This window comes from Lonepinella koalarum (assembly GCF_004565475.1).
GTDB classification, from domain to species: Bacteria; Pseudomonadota; Gammaproteobacteria; order Enterobacterales; family Pasteurellaceae; genus Lonepinella; species Lonepinella koalarum.
Genome location: NZ_SRHX01000003.1, coordinates 193,063 through 212,396, shown reverse-complemented (window position 1 = coordinate 212,396; position 19,334 = coordinate 193,063). Strand labels below are relative to the sequence as shown.

Genomic DNA, 19,334 nt, shown 5'->3' with positions numbered 1-19,334 from the left:
AGGCATGGCATTATTAGATATTCGTAATCTTTGTATTGAAATTCCGACCTCACAAGGGCGAATTAGATTGGTGGATAACGTTAATTTAACCCTTGATGAAGGCGAAATTTGTGGTTTAGTGGGCGAAACTGGCTCGGGTAAAAGCCTGATCGCGAAAGTGATTTGTAACGTTTTTAAAGATAACTGGATTATCACCGCCGATCGTTTTCGTTTTGATGATGTGGAACTGTTAAAACTCAGCCCTTATAAACGACGTAAACTGGTTGGCAAAGCGATCTCAATGATTTATCAAGAACCTCTCACGTACCTTGATCCAAGCCGTAAGATCGGTAAACAAATTATGCAAAATATTCCATCTTGGACATTCAAAGGACATTGGTGGAAATGGTTTGGCTGGAAAAAACGCCGTGCCATTGAATTATTGCACCGCGTAGGGATCAAAGAACATAAAGACATTATGAACAGCTACCCAAAAGAAATCACGGAAGGGGAAGGGCAAAAAGTGATGATTGCCATTGCGGTGGCGAATCAACCACGCTTATTAATTGCTGATGAACCGACTAATTCATTAGAACCCACAACTCAGTTACAGATCTTTCGCTTGCTTTCCAGTATGAATAAAAATAATGGCATGACTATTTTATTCGCCAGCAATGATATTGCGGAAATTAGTAAATGGTGTGACAGTCTCACTGTGTTATATTGTGGACAAAATACTGAAACAGGACCAAAGGAAAGCGTACTGGAAAATCCTTTTCATCCTTATACCGCGTCATTGTTACATGCTACCCCCGATTTCAGTCAACCGTTGCCATTTAAAAGCCGTTTGAGTACCCTGCGCGGTAGTGTACCCTTGTTAGAACATATGCCTATGGGATGTCGCTTAGGTCCACGTTGTCCTTTTGCTCAAAAAGATTGCGTGAATAAACCCCCATTACGTCGCATTAAACAACACCAATTTGCCTGTCATCATCCACTGAATTTACGTGAAAATGATGCAATTAAAGAAACCGTCAATCCATTGATATTAAACGTAGATATGCCTGTACAACACCATGATGAATAAAATAAAACGGAAGAAAAATGACCGCACTTTTAGACGTTAACGATTTATCCAAATCCTTTAAAGAACATCAAGGTTTGTTTGGATCAGATACCTTTCACGCTGTGCAAGATGTCAGTTTTAGCCTAGCACGCAAACAAACCTTAGCCATTATTGGAAATAACGGCTCTGGTAAATCAACTCTGGCAAAAATGATTGTGGGTATCACTCGCCCCACATCAGGGCAAATTGTATTAGACGGCAAACCCCTCACCTTTGGCGATTATCAATATCGCTCCAAACGTATCCGAATGCTGATGCAAGATCCTAACTCTGCCTTTAATCCACGCTTAAATATCGGGCAGATTCTAGATATGCCTTTAAAATTAGGGACCAATCTGAATGAACAACAACGGAATGAGAAAATCTTTGAAACCTTACGTTTAGTCGGTCTTTATCCCGATCATACTAATGTAAAAATCCACACTCTTTCTGCCAGCCAAAAACAACGTATTGCTTTTGCTCAAGCCTTGATTCTTGAACCACAGATTATTATTACCGATGATACTATTGGCACCTTAGATGCGTCCGTTAAAACCCAATTGACCAATTTAATGCTAAACGTACAAGAACGTCGTGGCGTTGCTTATATTTATGTCAGTCAACATTTAGGTTTTGTGAAGCATATTGCAGATCAGGTACTTGTAATGGATAAGGGGTTAGTAGTGGAATACGGTTCAACCAGAAATTTATTTAGCCATCCGAAAAGTGATATTACCAAGCGGTTAGTGGAAAGCCATTTTGAACATGTGTTGGATGATCGGGCTTGGGAGAGAGAGTGGTGATGGGGGCGTATACACTGCCCCGCACTCACGTACGAGGCAACAAAAAACCCGAACTCAATGTTCGGGTCTTTCAATAACTTGACTAATCTATTGATTAGAAGAATACACGTAAACCTACACCATAAACATTGTCTTTTTTGGTTGTTGGTTCAACAAGACCGTTATCATCCCAATCTTTAGTACGTTTGTGTGCATATTCAACATAAGTAATTACATTTTTGTGCAATTTATAGTCAACACCGACTAAATATTGATTTTGAAGTTTATCTGTTTTTGTTTCATAACGTTCCCATTGTGCATACACACGAGAAGGATCGATAACTTGATAGCTTAAATCAACTAAAGAATAACGTGTTTTTACCTTGCCAGTATAATCAGATTTGTTATTTTCTTGACCATAGTTCGCTGCGATGTAGAATGGACCATAGCTATAAGCAGCATGGGCTAACCAGAAACGTTCTTTTGCTGTTGTTGATGTGGTTCGTACATCATCATAGTCACGTTGAAGATAGGTTGCTGCTAACTTAAGTGATTGATTATCGGAGATGTCATAATTATAGAATAAAGATGCTGAATAACCATTTTTAAGATCAGTTAAATGATTACCATCTTGATCGAAGATATTACCCGTTGTTGAACGATTTTTATTACTATCACCAAAGATGTAATCTAAACCGAAGCTAAGACCATTCCACTCTACAGAACGGAATTTAACCACTTTGTAATCTCTTGTTGAAACTGGATATAACGCAGCAGAGTTCGCATACGCACCATCATCAAGCACATCATCAATATTTAATAATTGACGACCAAAGCTTAACGCACCAATATCTTGATGTTTGAAACCTGCATATAAATGTCTGGTATCTGGATTACCAAAAGTATTTTTAGTTTTCTCATCGCCACCATCAAAACGTAACTCATACCCAGCAAAACCAGATAGACCGTTACCTAAATCATGGCTTGCTTTGAAGATAACACGAGAACCGTCATCTCTTAAATCACCACGTTGATCGTCTGCAAAACGACCTAAGTACAAACGTAATGAACCACTTAATTCAATTTTTGTACCGTCTTGTTCATAAATGGTGGCAGCGTTTGCTGTGCTTACTGCTGTAGCGGCTGTGGCAGCCACTGCTAGTGCGACTAATGTTTTTTTCATAATGTTTTCCTTCTTTGTATCAGGATTATTGTTATATACAACCAAGATTTGAACTTTTTAAATTTAAAACTGTCAAATCTCACTTTTTTAAAAGCTAGACCATATTGCCAAAGAAAGAAATTCTCGTCAATCAGAAAAGACAATATTTTATATAAAAAGTGACAAAGATCACATTTTTCACAATAAAGAGATTAATTTATATACAAAGCAGCCTTTATCAGTACTCCATTGCCCCAAAAACAAGCTCAAATGAAGCCAAAAATGTGATTAATTTAATTGAAAAATAATACGCAAGCCAGCATTTTTGTGAGCCAAATCTTGCCTATTTTCAAATCGTACCTTGATATGATGTAATGCTGCAATGCGTTTGACAATGGATAATCCCAAGCCGCTACCTTTTTCATTTTGCCCTGCCGGACGATAAAAACGTTCACCGAGTTTATCTAAATCCGCTTGACTTACCCCACCGCCATTATCTTCAATGTAAATAGCGTTTTTTTCTAACCGCACTTTTACTTGGCTATGGTCCGGACAATATTTAATGGCATTATCAATAACATTACGTAACATTAAAGATAACAATAAGGTTTGTCCTTGGCGTTGTGCTGGCACTGCGCGGGTTTCAAAAAGCAATTCAATCTGTTTCTGTTGGGCAGAAAAATACAAATCACTTATTACCGAGCTAATTAAGTTTTGCCAATCAATCGCTTCCAATTCATCTAATTGTTGGAGATTATCTAGCCGAGATAAGGTGAGTAACTGTTCAATCACTTGGGTTGCGCGATCAATACCTTGGGTGAGATTGGTTAAGGCTTCCTCTCTTAATTTAGTATCATCCCCCACCATTTGTGCAATTTCTGCTTGAATCCGTAAGCCCGCTAATGGGCTGCGTAACTCATGAGCCGCATCTGACGTAAAGCGTCGTTCTCGTGTTAACATGTTGGAAGTGCGGTCAAAAAATCCATTTAATCCTTGTACTAAAGGCAGCACTTCATCGGGTAAATTTTGCGTATCAATAGGTTGATGCTCGTCCGGTGAACGTTGTCGCATTTGTCGCCCCACTTGATTAATCGCTTTTAATTCGCGTCCAATCAATAAAATCATCAAGCCAATTAACAATGGCAAGCCGGCAATCCATACCCACATTTGCTTAAACACCATATCATGAATCAAGCCACCACGATATTTAAGCTGCTGTCCCACCGCGACGATTAAACTACGATCTTCCGATGGCAACCAAAAAATGCGCCATTTATCGTCATCGTTCCCCGCCAAGGTGGTCACTGAAAATCCACGTACGGGGGCAAAAATAAAGTTTTCCCCCTTTGCATCATCACCCAACAGCAAGTCACCGTCACGGGTAAACACCGCAAAGGCTAAGGCATCATCATCATAACGGGGTTTCCGTCTATGAAAAGGTCGAAATCCGCCACGTCTTTGGCGTTCCATTAAAATTTGATGTAAATTCGATGTAGCTAACCGTTTTGCCAATAAAATCTGTTGCGCATCAAACAGTTCATCCACTTCTTTACGTGCTTCAAACCACGCAATACTGGTAGAAATGCCCCAGATAATTAAAGCGGTTAACGATAAAATCGAAATTAAACGTAGGCGTAAACTATTCTTTGGTCGTAATTTCATCCTGTTTTCCTAAAGCATAACCCACACCATGCACGGTACGAATAAATTGTTTGCCTAATTTCTTACGCAAATTATACATGTGGACTTCAAGGGCATTACTGCTCACATCATCATCCCAGCTATATAATTTTTCTTCTATAAAGGTACGACTTAGTACCCGTTTTTGATTGAGCATAAACAACTCGAGTAACTTATATTCTCGCGTAGTCAACGAAATCTCTTGTTCATTTAAAAACACTTGGTGATGGGTCGGATTAAACTTCACCGCCCCATATTCCATAATCGGATTAGTCTGTCCATAACGACGGCGAATTAACGCTTGCAAACGCGCCACCACTTCAGCAAGTGCAAAGGGTTTACATAAATAATCATCCGCCCCACGTTGCAAGCCAGTAACCCGTTCATTTAAGGTATCCCGCGCGGTTAAAATTAAAATGGGGACATCTTGATTATCCGCTCGCCATTGCTGCAAAATAACCAAACCATCCATTTTCGGCAAGGTCAAATCTAATACGACCGCATCATAATCCGCTGCTTTAATCGCCTCAAAACCTGTTTTACCGTCAGTAAACCAATCCACTAAAAAGCCTGATTTGGTCAAACCTATATTTAACCCATTACCAATTAAGGGATCATCTTCAATGACTAAAATTCGCATAAATTACACCGCAGTTTGTTGTTGATTTCTGTTGTTAGCATAACAAAAAAGCGACCTGAATGTCGCTTTTTATAGAAAATTATTCCGCTTTATCGGCATCGGTTGGCTTACCTGACGGCTTGCCCTCTGGTCTAGCTCTGACTTTTTCCACCACAAAGGCTTCCACTTCGGTTTTACCCCAAGATTTGTCCACCTCTGCCACGATCTTGACTTTATCTTCTGGCGTAATTAAGCCACGCATGGCTTTACGATCAATCTCTAAAGTTAATTCGCCTGAACTATCTTTAAATACGAAGTCTTTTTTACCCACTTGTTTAATAATATGACCAATTAAGATGATTGGTTGATCATCTTGCCATTTTGCCGCATCCGCCACTTGTGTAGTTTTAGTTGGCATAAATCCACCGTACGGACGTTCATCATTAGGGCGATTTTCAGCCATTCTATTGCCATGATCTGCACCTTGTCCGCGATATGCTGGCGCTCTGGCTTTTGTTTGCACCACCACAGGATCTAAAGTGGTCTGTGATTCTGGTGCGGTTTCCGCTTGGACAAAATTTGCCCCGGCTAAAATAGATAAACCTAGTAAGGTAGCGATACTGGTTTGTTGAATGACATTTTTTTTCATCTTCCTTTCCTTTTCAATATAACCTTTAACCATACAAAGCACTACACGGTAGCATCACTTTGTTGAGAGAAATTAAAACAGATAAGTATTAAGAAAAAATGAAGAGAGGGGAAATAATTTAACTTTTCAGCCGAAACCAAAATAACAGCGGTAAAATAATCAAAAAAAGCACCGCACTTAATGACACCGCTAATTTAAATTGCCAGTGTTGCGTCTTATGCTGAAAATGTTGCATACCTAAATGCACACCGATAAACCCACCAATAAAACAAAGGGTAAAGAAAACCAATTCTTCAATTCGCCATTGTTTATTTTTGGCACGTTTTTTATCTTCTCCCATTAAAAAATACGCGGTGATATTCACCACCGCGAGATAGATTAAAAAGAAATAAAGCATACTTAATTCAATACAAACTCAATCCGACCACCCAACGCATTGGCATAACGCGAAAGTGTATCCAAAGTTGGACGAACCAAGCCACGTTCTAAGCGGCTCACATTTTGTATTTTCATCCCCGTTTTTTCAGCAATATCTTTTTGTGTAAGATTTTGAGCTTCTCGTTGTGCTTTTAAGCTCGCCATAAGTTGTTCTTGTTCTTCTAGCCGTTTATATTCTGCAGCAAAGGCAGGGTTTTGCATTTTTTTAGCGAGAAGATCTGATAATGTAATAAATTCATAGTCTTCATTGTCAATCATAACGTCTATCCTTTTTTCTTGTAATCATTCATTCTAGTTAATGCCAAATCAATACTTTGTTGTGGTGTCTTTTGCGTTTTCTTTTGTAAAACATGAACAACGATTATTTTGTTATCTCTTTCAAAGAAGAAGAAACTACGAGAATTTCCTTCAGTAGCAGAAACTCTCAATTCTTTAAGACCATCTCGGATATGTCTAACGACTGGTTCGTGCAATTCGTAACCAAATTTTTGTAACTCCGCCATTGCGTTAAGTGTTTTAGCCTGTAAATTATCCGGTAATTTATCTAGCTCTTTTTCCGCTTGCCTCAAAACAATTAATTCAAACATAATCATCCTTATTCATCATACCTGATGAGTTTACTCTTTTCAAAAAATTATTCAAGCAAAAAAGCGGTGATTTACCATCACCGCTTTTTACTCGCAAATTTCACTATTTATTTTTCATAAACCGGCAAACGTTTACAAATTTCCAACACTTTCGCTTTAGTGGCTTGAATCACTGCTTCTTCGTTATCTTTGCCAATGGCATCTAACACATCACACATCCAACCAGCTAACTCAACCACATCTTTTTCAGTGAAACCACGACGTGTGACAGATGGCGTACCGACCCGAATGCCAGATGTCACAAATGGTTTTTGTGGATCATTTGGTACAGCGTTTTTATTGACCGTAATATTGGCACGACCTAATGCCGCATCCGCTGCTTTACCTGTTAAACCTTGTTTCACAAAACTGACAAGGAATAAATGGTTTTCAGTGCCGTTAGAGACCACATCATAACCACGAGATTTAAACACTTCTACCATGGCTTTGGCGTTTTTCACCACGTTTTGTTGATACACTTTGTATTCTGGTTCAAGTGCTTCTTTAAAACAGACGGCTTTTGCCGCAATGATATGCACTAATGGACCGCCTTGACCGGCTGGAAATACCGCAGATTGGAATTTTTTGTACATTTCTTCATCACCAGAAGAAGACAAAATCAAGCCACCACGTGGACCGCCTAAGGTTTTGTGTGTGGTTGTGGTCACAACGTGGGCGTGTGGTAATGGATTTGGATAAACGCCAGCAGCGATTAAACCTGCTACGTGTGCCATATCGACAAATAAATAAGCGCCCACTTCATCTGCAATTTCGCGCATTTTCGCCCAGTCCACCACTTGGCTATAAGCAGAAAAACCTGCTACGATCATTTTTGGTTGGCACTCAAGGGCTTTTTGACGCACATCTTCATAATCAATTAAACCGTCTGCGGTAATACCGTATAACACGGAATTGTAGATCTTGCCCGAAAAGCTCACTTTCGCCCCATGGGTTAAGTGACCACCATGGGCTAAGTCCATGCCTAAAATCGTGTCACCCGGTTTAATTAACGCCATATATACCGCTGCATTGGCTTGTGAACCTGAGTGCGGTTGCACATTGACATAATCCGCCCCAAATAATTGTTTGGCACGATCAATGGCTAATTGCTCAACAATATCCGCATATTCACAACCACCGTAATAACGTTTACTCGGATAACCCTCCGCATATTTATTGGTAAATTGTGAGCCTTGCGCTGCCATCACTAATGGGCTAGCATAGTTTTCAGAGGCAATCAATTCAATATGTTCTTCTTGACGACGGTTTTCATCTTGAATGGCTTGCCATAAAATAGGATCGTAATTTTCAATGGTGACAGATTTTTTAAACATAGATTTTCCTTTCTAAGTTGGAGATGAATGTTGATAGTTTACTCTTTTCTACCGCTTTTTTTAATTAAAATTTCATTGTTAATTTTTCAGATTTTAGATGAATTATTTTCATCTTCATTTCGTTTGCTCTCTCGCTACGGCACGATAGCCAATATCACGGCGATAAAAACGTCCCGTCCAATTCACTTGTTCAGCTAATTGCAAGGCTTTCTGTTGGGCTTCAAACACGCTATGACCTAATGCTGTCACACAAAGTACACGTCCGCCGTTAGTCACCAGCTTGCCGTCTTTTTCCGCCACACCAGCCAAGAACACTTTTTCATCGGCTTTGTTTTCCGTTGGCAAACCGTGAATTTCATCATTTTTGCGATAATCCGCTGGGTAGCCTTCTGCTGCCAACACAATACCTAAGGCTGGTTTCGGATCCCATTGTGATTTCACCTGATCTAACTCTCCTTGACAGGCTTTCAAACAAAGTTCCACTAAATCTGATTGCAAACGCATCATAATCGGTTGAGTTTCAGGATCACCAAAACGGCAGTTAAATTCGATCACTTTTGGCTGACCGTTTTTATCAATCATTAGACCCGCATATAAAAAGCCTTTATACACATTATTTTCCGCTGCCATGCCACGTACGGTTGGGTAAATAATTTGTTCCATAACACGCTGATGAATTTCGCGGGTTACCACAGGCGCAGGTGAATACGCGCCCATTCCGCCAGTATTCAAGCCTTGATCATTTTCACCGACACGTTTATGGTCTTGACTGGTCGCCATGGGTTCAACGTGTTCACCGTCTACCATGACAATAAAACTGGCTTCTTCACCGTCCAAAAATTCTTCCACCACCACTCGGCTACCCGCTTCACCAAAGGCATTACCCGCTAACATATCACATACTGCATCTTCGGCTTCTTTTAAGGTCATTGCCACAATCACACCTTTGCCAGCCGCTAAACCATCTGCTTTAATCACAATCGGCGCACCTTTTGCACGAATATAAGCAAGGGCAGGGTCAATTTCCGTGAAATTTTGATATTCCGCCGTTGGGATATTATGACGAGCTAAAAAATCTTTGGTAAAGGCTTTTGAGCCTTCCAGCTGTGCGGCAGATTGACGTGGTCCGAAAATGGTTAACCCTGCTTGTTCAAAAGCATCCACCACACCAACGACTAACGGAGCTTCAGGACCCACGATAGTTAAACCGATTTGGTTATCTTGAGCAAATTTGACTAATGCTGGAACATCAGTAGCAGAAATCGCCACATTTTGCACCGCAGTTTCTCTGGCGGTTCCCGCATTACCGGGGGCGACAAAGACTTTTGAGGCAAGGGGAGATTGGGCGACTTTCCAAGCGAGGGCGTGTTCGCGACCGCCATTTCCGATGATGAGTATGTTCATTTTGTTTCCTTTTTTTAATTACAATTTTTACAATCGGGTTTCGCCGATGGCGACTTACTTTTTCTTTGCTTCGCCAAAGAAAAAGTAAGCAAAAAGAAAGGCGACCCCGATTTTGCCTTGTTTCCTGAAAATACTTAAATTTGCTTAACGGAAAAGTTGTAAACTCGCTACGCTCAGACAGTACAACTTTTCCTACAAATTTAAGCATTTTCAGGCGGCAAAGACGGGGACCCGTTACAAACGTAGGGGCGTATTGCATACGCCCAATAAATCGCTCAGACGGTGATTTTGTTAATAACGTAAAGGCAGACCAAATATCCACCCCAAAATCACGCTCCGTTTTTAACAGGGCGTATGCAATACGCCCCTACAATTTTATTTCTGTTTTCTGTCTTCTGTCATCTGATCGGGGTCCCCGTCTGAGCCGCCTGAGCGTTTTGGTATTTTTAGCTAAATTTTGCATGTCTGAGCGTAGCGAGTTCAAAATTTAGCGTGAAGAAAATACCAAATAAGCGAAGAAAAGCGGTGAAGTCGGGGTGTGCTTTTCTTTGCCTACTTTCTTTTGCACAAGCAAAAGAAAGTATGGTCGCCCATCGGGCGAAACCGATTTCCAATTAATGACGGAAATGTCGCATCTTAGTCAACACCATCACCATCCCATGCTCATCCGCCGCATCAATCACCTCCTGATCCCGCATTGAACCACCGGGGTGAATCACACATTCAATCCCCACTTTTGCTGCTGCATCAATACCATCACGGAACGGGAAAAACGCATCAGATGCCATTACGCAACCCGCCACATTCAAGCCCTCATCTTGTGCCTTAATGCCTGCAATTTTGGCGGAATAAACTCGGCTCATTTGCCCTGCACCGATACCGATAGTTTGGTTATCTTTGGCATAAACAATGGCGTTGGATTTAACGAATTTCGCTACTTTCCAGCAGAATAATAAATCTTGTAATTCTTTTTCTGTCGGTTTACGTTTGCTGACAACTCTCAAATCATCCATACCGACCATACCTAAATCTGCATCTTGCACCAACAAACCACCGTTCACCCGTTTAAAATCTAAACGTTGCTGCGTTTGACTAAATTCACCACATGCCAATAAACGCACGTTTTTCTTCGTTTTCACCACATCAATGGCACCTTGCGATACTTTCGGTGCAATAATCACTTCCACAAATTGACGTTCTACAATGGCTTTCGCCGTTTGCTCGTCTAATTCACGGTTAAAGGCGATAATCCCCCCAAAGGCAGAAGTTGGATCTGTTTGATAAGCCCGATCGTAGGCTGTCAAAATAGTCTCGCCCAATGCCACGCCACAAGGATTGGCATGTTTAACAATCACACAAGCAGGTTCGGCAAAGGATTTCACGCATTCTAACGCTGCATCTGTATCCGCAATATTGTTATACGATAGGGCTTTGCCTTGTAATTGTTTGGCAGTGGAAACGCTGGCTTCTTTGACATCTTGTTCCACATAAAATGCGGCATTTTGGTGGCTGTTTTCGCCGTAACGCATAGTTTGCTTACGAATAAAATTCAAGTTTAAAGTACGGGGAAATTCACCGCAATTTTGATTAGGATCTTCTTCATCCGCCGTAAAATAAGGTTTCACCAATTTCCCAAAATAATTAGCAATCATACTGTCATATTGGGCGGTATGTTCAAAGGCTTTAATCGCCAAATCAAAACGGGTTTCTAAGGTTAAACTATTTTGATTTTTATCCATTTCGGCAAGAATGGCATTAAAATCTTGATTATTTACCACAATCGCCACATCTTTATGGTTTTTCGCCGCAGATCGCACCATGGTTGGTCCACCAATATCAATATTTTCTACTGCATCGGCTAAGGTGCAATCGGGTTTTGCGACAGTTTGAGCGAACGGATAAAGGTTCACCACCACCATATCTATCGGCTCTATTTGATGTTGTTGCATAATCGCATCATCTGTGCCACGGCGACCTAAAATGCCACCATGCACTTTTGGGTGTAAGGTTTTTACTCGCCCGTCCATCATTTCGGGAAAGCCAGTATAATCAGACACCTCGGTTACCGCTAAACCGCTATCTGCTAACAATTTCGCCGTGCCACCTGTTGATAATAATTTCACCCCACGTTGCACTAAACCCTGTGCAAACTCCACGATACCGTTTTTATCGGAAACGCTTAATAACGCCTGACGAATAGGACGATTTGATTGCATTGAAATATTCCTTTGAAAGTAAATAAAAAAATCAGCGTGCATTATAACGCAAACGGTTGCGTTTATGTACTGGATAAATAAAAAAAGCCTGTATTCTCTCCGAACACAGGCTTTCTATTTTACATAAAGTGCGGTTATTTTTGATTACGTTTATTGTCTAACGCAAAAGCACCGCCCCCTTGGAAGAAAATATAGAAAAAGGCAAAGCAATATAATGCAGCGAGTTCGCCTTTATTAGTCAAGGGTAAAAATAAATTATCCGCAGGGATTGCATGCACATGAAAATAAGCGACAGCCATCATACCGGACAATAAAAATGCTACTTGGCGAGTAAATAGACCTAAAATCAATAAGATACCACCAGTAATTTCTAAAATCCCACCAATACCGTACATAGAAAATACAGGTACTGCACCATTTCCACCAGTCATGGACATGGGAAATTCAAAATATTTCGCGGTGCCATGTAATAAAAACATGTAACCCGCCATAATACGTAACAACGCTAATGCATAAGGGGAATATTTATTTAATGAATCCATAATACTTTCCTTTTTAATAATAAAATCAACAAAATAAACCGAATAAAAATATACGGTATAAGTATTATACCTATTTCTCTTAGTTAATAAATAAAAGATTTGTTAAAAAACCTTTTCATTATTGTTAAAAATTAAATTTAACAACCATTGATGAAATTTATCTGCGGGCATAAATCCTGTCACTCTTGATCCTGAAATTTCCTGTCCTTGTTGATTAAAAAATAAAATCGTCGGCAATCCCAACACCTTTAGCTTTTCCATGAGTTTCTGATTTTCAGGACTATTTTTGGTCATATCTATTTGTAATAATAAGATCTTCTCAAAATCCTGCATAACCGTTGCATCACTAAAGGTATATTTTTCAAATTCTTTACAAGCGACACACCAATCGGCATAAAGATCGAGCATTGCTACCGATTTAGGATTATTCTTCAATGTTTGTTCTAATTCACTCAGGGTTGAAATTTGCATAAACTGCGGTTTAAAATTTGCTCTTTTTTGCACCGCACTTTGTTCGTTGACAACATAATGACTCAACAAATTAAAATGCTGTATAACAAAAAACATCAATAACGCCACTATCACGCCAAGCCAATACCGCTTATGCGCAATCCAACAAGTAAACGTAATCAACCACACCGCCCATAATTCCAAGGCCCATTGAACAAAAACACGTTCTAATAAAATCACCGGTAATAACAACAAAATAAAACCAAATAGCTGTTTGATTGTATTTAACCAATCTCCCGATTTAGGCAAAATTTGATTACCAAACAGCGTCACTAAAATCAACGGCACGCCCATACCTAAGGCTAATAAATACAAGGTAATGGCACCAATAAATAGATCACCAGTTTGTGCGACATATAACAATGCCCCCGAAAGCGGTGCGGTGGTGCAAGGGGAAGCCACTAGCCCAGCTAATGCGCCCATCACAAACACACCAAAATATGCCCCTGACTGCTGTTTTTGGCTGATTTGGCTAATTTTGGTTTGTAACCCACTCGGCAATTGTAAGGTAAACACGCCAAACATTGACAATGCCAATAACACAAATAATACGGATAAACCTACTAATACCGGTGGACTTTGCAACGCTTGTTGGAACGGCAACCCAATAGCCGCTACGATCAGCCCTAGCAAAGTATAAGTTAATGCCATGCCTTGCACATAAATAAAGCTTAACCCCAAGGCTCGCCACATTGATGGGCGTTCATGCTGTCCAATCACGATAGCTGAAAGTAACGGCAACATCGGCAATACGCAAGGTGTAAAAGCAAGTCCTAAGCCTAATAGGAAGAACCCCAAGACGGCATATTGAGACTTAAACAAGCTATCTGCAAGTTGATTCTGTTCGCTGATATGTTGGGAAACTGCGGTGTTTTTAACCGCACTTTTTTCCAAATCAAAGTGAAAACTCGCCAAGTCAATGATTTTTTCTTCTGGCGGATAGCATAATCCTTTCGTGCATCCTTGATAAGTCACGGTTAATTGAGTGAGTTCATGGCTTTCTAGCACAGGCAAAATCACACTTAACTCATGGCGAAAAATCTCTGTTTCACCAAAAAATTCATCTTGATATACTTCCCCTTGTGGAAATTGCAACTCACCTAGTTTACCATTTTTTATACTAGCAGTAATTTCTTGCTTATATAAATAATAGCCGTCTGCAATTAGCCAATGTAAGATCAATTGATTATTTTGGTTTTGTGCAGAAAACTGAAAAGCTTGATCAGCAGGCAAGAACGAGGTTTTATTCGAAAATAAATTCCCTTGGCTTGAAATGCTGATCAATAACAGGATAAAAAAAGTTAAATATTTTTTCATAGATTTTGGTAATATCAAGAAATTTTCTTTATATTAACCTAGATAATCTCCCATTAAAACTAAATAATTTTACGCAATTTTGCCGGCAATCCTTGTCTTACTGCCGATCCACAAACCCAATCTACCCATGGTGACGCAATTTGTTTGGTCTCGTCTAATAAACCTAAATCATTGATATTTATCCCTTGTTTGATTTGTGCATGACCTTTTACTTCCTTGCCATCAATAAAATAACTTTTAGCGCCTGATTGTGTGCGTCCATAGCCATGTTCAATGGCAATTGTCCCCTGCATAATGCCAGCGATAGTCATAATTTGTACATTTACACGACCTGTCGGGGTAGAAAGCTCCACCACATCCCCTTGTTTAATGCCTAAACTTTCTGCATCAAGATTATTCATGGTGACTAAGCCGACCGGTTTAATAGCATGTAAGCGTAAAATAGGTGCGGTAATACTGCTCATTAAATTAGATTTAAACGAGATCAGTTTAAATGGCCAGTCTTTAGCAGGATAATGGCTTTCCAGCAAGCTATTATCGGAAAATTGCGGCTCAAAATAGGTCGGACAACCGTGATAATGTTTGCCATTAGCAAAATGGCGTGCTTTTGCCACGGTTTCATTCCAAATTTGCAGACAATTTGACCATTTTGGTTGCATATTTTCACCGTCCCAAGCACTTTGATAAGGGGCAAAGCGTCCGCCTTTGCAATATATGGTTGCCACTTTTAACACTTCTTCGGGTTTTAAGGTTTTTTCAAATTCACCCATTAAGCGTTGTACGCCCGTCAGTAATAAATCTTCTCGGCTGGCATCATTCACCGGTTGTTTACCATCAAAGGCAACATTCGCTGCGGCTCGTAGGAAAAAGTCTTCACTACGATTGAGCGGATAGGTATTGCCTTCTTTATCCGCAATGGCATTGTCACCAAAACCCGCTAATTGCATTTGTTTGGCAATAGCAATAATAAAACTTTCCATACAAACGGTTTCACCTGATGCGGTTTTTTGGTTGCGGGATTGTACAATCGGCCAACGTGCTGTGCTGGCTTTAGTCGGTACACCCGCCCAAGGTGTGCTAAATCCCCAACTTTCAAAATTATGCGTGTCTGGCACAATATAATCCGCCAGTGCAGTGGTTTCGTTCATAAAAGCATCGACGGCGATAAATAATGGCAATAATGTCGGATCTTTTAATTGTTCTTCAATTTGATATTTCAGCCCAGCCATACCATAAATTGGGTTGGTCATGTGGCTGATCCAAGCTTTAATTGTATAAGGATAGCCTTGCAATGCTGAGCTGATCATTTCCGTCATTTGACCGCCGACAAAGGGATACCATGCTGCTTTGGCTGGATACGGATTTTCGCCGTTGACAACTTTGCGCTTAAATTCACTGGATTGTTCATAATGGCGTTTACTGCGTGCCAAATTCATGCCTTTTGGTTTCACCATATCAGGGAAATTAGCTAAGTCATAACGTGGTGCAGGGGCAAAATCACGGAATTTTCCGCCTGCCATACTCATACCGCCTTTTTTATTCATATTGCCGACCATGGCGTTGAGCAATAACAATGCCCAAGTGGTGTAAAATCCATTGCTGTGCATGGTGCCACCGTGGCTAACCACTGAAGCTTTGTGTCCATAAGAAGTAAATTTTTTCGCCAAATCCTGCATAATTTGTACGCTTACGCCACATTGTTCAGCATATTCAGCTAACTCAAAGCGGAAACAGGAGTCTTTTAATAAATGGAAAGCAGATTTAACTTGTACTTGGGAGCCGTCTTTAAAGGTAACCAAATCGTCCACAAAAAGCACCGCAGTTTGGCAATCTCTGGCGGCGATAAATTCACCGCTTTGTTGATCTTTAACCAAAATATCGCCATCATTCGGTTTTTCTGGCGGTTCTCTTGCGATCACATCATCTAAGCGTACGGCTTGTCCATAGCGTTTATGGGTAGAGTCCGCAATGAACAAATGGGTGGCATTACAAAAGCTTACCCCATTAGCTTTTTGCATGCTTTCTAGGCTCGGAATTTGTAAATAATCGGCGTTGTAACGTTCATTTTCAATAATCCAACGTAACATTCCCAACGCAAGGGAAAGATCACCGCCTGATTTAATCGGCACCCAACGGTTATTCTGCGTAGCTTGTGTACCAGTTAGCTCTAAACGTGGTGCCACATAGACATATTCAAAATTATCATTTTCCGCACGCATTTTGGCTAATTGACGTGCTTGGCGTTTAAATGGATTGCCTGATTGTGCTGGCGATGTTCCCATAAATAAAATAAATTCCGCATAATCCCAATCGGGTTTGGCATGGGAATTTTTATCAAAATCGTTCATAAAGGCAGCAGAACCAGCCCGATAAGATACGCCACAATAAGAACCATGCGACGCAAAATTAATGGTGCCAAAACTGTTATTGGCAAAACGTTGCAGTAATGGTTGTCTGCCCTCAGGGCCTGCATGAGTGACAAATAATTGATTCACTTTGGCACCAAACTCAGGATTTTCCGCACTCACTGGGGTGGTTAAATCCCGAATAGCCAATAACCCATCTACATGACCTTCACCAAATAAATCACCGCCATACACCACTTCATTGACCAACTGTTCAAAACTAATACTCTGCCATTTTCCTGCACCACGTTTGCCTACCCGTTTTAAACACTGGGTGAGCCGATAAGGGCTTTGTACACCGTCTAAAAATGCTGCCCCTCTGGCACAGGCGGTAGAACGTCCTGCCAGTCCCTGTTCGCCAGCGACACTTAATTGTGCCTGATGAATGGACTGGTTGAAATCCAGAAATTCATCACCAGACAGCGGATGATAGGGATTGCCGTTAATTCGCAGTACTTTATTTTCAGCTAAATCCACTCTAGCACGCACCCCACAAAGCGTCCAACAACCTTGACATTGGGTATTGCACACCACTTGATTGGCGTTGCTTAATAATTGTTGATTATTTACCGCATATTCAGGCAATAAGGAATTACCATGCACCGCATCTTGCGTAGTCACGCCTGAGTTGCCACGGTTCATTAGTCCCTCAGTCACTTCTTTTATTTTCGGCGCATAACCCACACCAAAGGCAGCCGCTCCACCTAAAGCGATACCGGTTTTAAGTAAATTTCGTCTATTCATGATAATACTCCTGTCTGTGTATTATGCGGTGTACTATGTGGTTTATTCAGGGTAGCCATTTTTTGCTCGGTTGGTGTTTTGGTCATATTTAACAGTTGCCACATTAGCACAGAAACCAACGCCCATAAGCCCAACATGGAAAGCATGCCTAAACCACCGTCAGCATTCCATTCAAAATGATAGGGATTGGCTAAGGCATTATATTTGGCTAAGGTTTGTACCTGAATGAATAACACCCAACGCACCATGCCGGTGAAAATCAACGCGAAGATAACGGATAAACCCAAGGAAAAACGAAATGGCGGTAACAGTAACCAGCCAGCGATTACAAGGGCGAAAACCGCGGTGAAAATCGGCAAGGTTTTTTGCTGATATAATTGTGTTAATTGATCAGCAATGTCACCTGAAGCGGTGCATAAACCGATTAACGCCAAGATAAATAGGGTGAGGCTAAATAACGCCCAATGACGTAAATAAGCCAAGTTTTGTTGGGTGCGTAATTTCACTGTCCATTGAATTAACAACATGGAAGTCGGTAAAGCACTGAAAATAATCAGTGGGGCAAACCAAGGATTATGCCAAAGCGGTCTGGCTTGCACTTGATACACTTCCATACAAGTGTAAAACAAAATGGCTGCCACTGAAATTAATACTAGACCACGCACCCAATGTAACCAGATAGCTAATCTTGCGGCTAATTTTGCCGTCATCGGTTGTTTAACCTGATAGAATAACAGCAAGAAATAAGCAGCAACGGTCATGGTAAAAAACGGTAAAATATAAGCGCCCCACCACATGAGTGACCAATAGGTCAGTACGGTATAAAAATGCCAAACACGAGTGGGTTGATGCAAATCGGCAGTTAATGCAATCGGTGCCACAATCGCACAGGTTAACGCCACTGCTACGGCAATCAATTCCTGTTGTGAGCTTGCCTGTTTGACATATCTCATCATCACCGCCTCAGCAACCGCTGTGGCTGCCAATCCAATAAAAAAGAAATAACTCGCCGCCCAAGGTAACCAAGCGACATGTTGCGGTTCAACTAAAATTTCGTTAATCATGCTGCATCCTCCAAGCCTTGCCATAACATTGGCTGACCTTTCACTTGGCTTACAAAAGCATCATCTAAACCTAAATAAAACACTTGCGGAATGGTACCATCTTCAGGTTTTAGCACTTTAAGTTCATCTTTATGTTGCGCGATAAGTTGGCTAATCGTGCTGTTGGGATCTTTTAAATCCCCAATAATTCTGGCACCTCCCACACAACTTTCCACACAGGCTGGCAATAAACCCGCTTCTAATCGATGAGCGCAAAATGTGCATTTATCGGCGGTTTTCGTTTCTTCATTAATAAAACGCGCATCATAAGGACAGGCTTGTACACAATAAGCACAGCCGATACAGGCTTCATTATTAATGACCACAATACCATCTTTGCGCTGATAAGTGGCTTGCACAGGACAAACGGGTACACAAGGTGGGTTATCACAATGATTACATAAACGAGGTAATAACACATTGTTAATCATATGGTTTTCGTTCACCACTTCATATTGACGGACAGTGGTACGAAATTCGCCCAGCGGGCTGTTATTTTCTACTGAACAACTCACCGTACAAGCCTGACAACCTATACAACGTCGCAAATCAATCAACATGCCATAACGATGTTCAGCACTCCCTTCTCTGCGCGCTGGCTGAAAATTCTGCTCAGCATAACTTAACGGCACAAATGCCGATCCCACTGTTAATGCAGAGAAATTTTTCAGTAGTTTTCGTTTAGTTAACTCCATAGTATTTCTCCCTGAAACTTAAAA

17 protein-coding genes are annotated in these 19,334 nt (G+C 40.8%); 2 read left to right on the top strand and 15 right to left on the bottom strand.

Annotated elements, in window-relative coordinates; genetic code table 11:
* The first annotated feature begins 4 nt into the window (after window positions 1-4).
* Both E0709_RS05635 and E0709_RS05630 read left to right on the top strand, forming a co-directional pair.
* Window positions 5-1,066 (top strand): peptide ABC transporter ATP-binding protein, encoded by a 1,062-nt coding sequence (locus E0709_RS05635; protein WP_132300711.1) that lies wholly within the window; start codon window positions 5-7, stop codon window positions 1,064-1,066.
* 17 nt (window positions 1,067-1,083) lie between these two features.
* Window positions 1,084-1,887: a peptide ABC transporter ATP-binding protein gene (locus tag E0709_RS05630; RefSeq protein ID WP_132300713.1), complete on the top strand. Its 804-nt coding sequence runs from the start codon at window positions 1,084-1,086 to the stop codon at window positions 1,885-1,887.
* Window positions 1,888-1,981: 94 nt separating this feature from the next.
* On the opposite strand, the gene E0709_RS05625 is transcribed toward E0709_RS05630, so the two are convergent.
* The 15 genes from E0709_RS05625 to ttrB form a co-directional block, all read right to left on the bottom strand.
* The gene (locus tag E0709_RS05625; protein ID WP_132300715.1) at window positions 1,982-3,049 is read right to left on the bottom strand and encodes a porin; all 1,068 of its coding nucleotides are present in this window, start codon (window positions 3,047-3,049) and stop codon (window positions 1,982-1,984) included.
* Window positions 3,050-3,316: 267 nt separating this feature from the next.
* On the bottom strand, window positions 3,317-4,690 hold the full coding sequence (qseC, locus tag E0709_RS05620; protein WP_132300717.1) for a quorum sensing histidine kinase QseC: 1,374 nt from the start codon (window positions 4,688-4,690) through the stop codon (window positions 3,317-3,319).
* Entirely contained in the window at window positions 4,668-5,348 is a 681-nt protein-coding gene (locus tag E0709_RS05615) for a response regulator (protein ID WP_132300719.1), read from the bottom strand. Before E0709_RS05615 ends, qseC begins: the two co-directional genes overlap by 23 nt.
* Window positions 5,349-5,427: 79 nt before the next feature.
* The gene (locus E0709_RS05610) at window positions 5,428-5,976 is read right to left on the bottom strand and encodes a YgiW/YdeI family stress tolerance OB fold protein (protein ID WP_165867204.1); all 549 of its coding nucleotides are present in this window, start codon (window positions 5,974-5,976) and stop codon (window positions 5,428-5,430) included.
* Window positions 5,977-6,094: 118 nt separating this feature from the next.
* A complete protein-coding gene (locus E0709_RS05605; RefSeq protein WP_132300723.1) occupies window positions 6,095-6,373 on the bottom strand; it encodes a DUF1294 domain-containing protein in 279 nt (92 codons plus the stop codon).
* Between the two features lie 2 nt (window positions 6,374-6,375).
* Window positions 6,376-6,672 (bottom strand): helix-turn-helix domain-containing protein, encoded by a 297-nt coding sequence (locus E0709_RS05600; protein WP_207905222.1) that lies wholly within the window; start codon window positions 6,670-6,672, stop codon window positions 6,376-6,378.
* A gap of 5 nt (window positions 6,673-6,677) precedes the next feature.
* Window positions 6,678-7,001, bottom strand: coding sequence for a type II toxin-antitoxin system RelE/ParE family toxin (locus tag E0709_RS05595; protein ID WP_132300725.1), 324 nt, complete (start codon window positions 6,999-7,001; stop codon window positions 6,678-6,680).
* A 107-nt stretch (window positions 7,002-7,108) separates the two neighbouring features.
* Window positions 7,109-8,374, bottom strand: coding sequence for a serine hydroxymethyltransferase (gene glyA / locus E0709_RS05590; protein WP_132300727.1), 1,266 nt, complete (start codon window positions 8,372-8,374; stop codon window positions 7,109-7,111).
* A gap of 114 nt (window positions 8,375-8,488) precedes the next feature.
* Entirely contained in the window at window positions 8,489-9,778 is a 1,290-nt protein-coding gene (gene purD, locus E0709_RS05585) for a phosphoribosylamine--glycine ligase (RefSeq protein ID WP_132300729.1), read from the bottom strand.
* A gap of 614 nt (window positions 9,779-10,392) precedes the next feature.
* Window positions 10,393-11,994, bottom strand: coding sequence for a bifunctional phosphoribosylaminoimidazolecarboxamide formyltransferase/IMP cyclohydrolase (gene purH, locus E0709_RS05575; protein ID WP_165867205.1), 1,602 nt, complete (start codon window positions 11,992-11,994; stop codon window positions 10,393-10,395).
* 134 nt (window positions 11,995-12,128) lie between these two features.
* The gene (locus E0709_RS05570) at window positions 12,129-12,536 is read right to left on the bottom strand and encodes a DoxX family protein (protein ID WP_386693228.1); all 408 of its coding nucleotides are present in this window, start codon (window positions 12,534-12,536) and stop codon (window positions 12,129-12,131) included.
* A gap of 102 nt (window positions 12,537-12,638) precedes the next feature.
* Entirely contained in the window at window positions 12,639-14,363 is a 1,725-nt protein-coding gene (locus E0709_RS05565) for a protein-disulfide reductase DsbD (protein WP_132300735.1), read from the bottom strand.
* A 59-nt stretch (window positions 14,364-14,422) separates the two neighbouring features.
* Entirely contained in the window at window positions 14,423-17,512 is a 3,090-nt protein-coding gene (locus E0709_RS05560) for a tetrathionate reductase subunit A (protein ID WP_132300737.1), read from the bottom strand.
* Window positions 17,509-18,576 carry an NrfD/PsrC family molybdoenzyme membrane anchor subunit gene (nrfD, locus tag E0709_RS05555; RefSeq protein WP_132300739.1) on the bottom strand — a complete coding sequence of 356 codons (1,068 nt, stop codon included), beginning with the start codon at window positions 18,574-18,576 and terminating at the stop codon, window positions 17,509-17,511. The genes E0709_RS05560 and nrfD overlap by 4 nt, the downstream gene beginning before the upstream one ends.
* Window positions 18,573-19,310 carry a tetrathionate reductase subunit TtrB gene (ttrB, locus tag E0709_RS05550; RefSeq protein ID WP_132300741.1) on the bottom strand — a complete coding sequence of 246 codons (738 nt, stop codon included), beginning with the start codon at window positions 19,308-19,310 and terminating at the stop codon, window positions 18,573-18,575. Before ttrB ends, nrfD begins: the two co-directional genes overlap by 4 nt.
* Window positions 19,311-19,334: the final 24 nt, after the last annotated feature.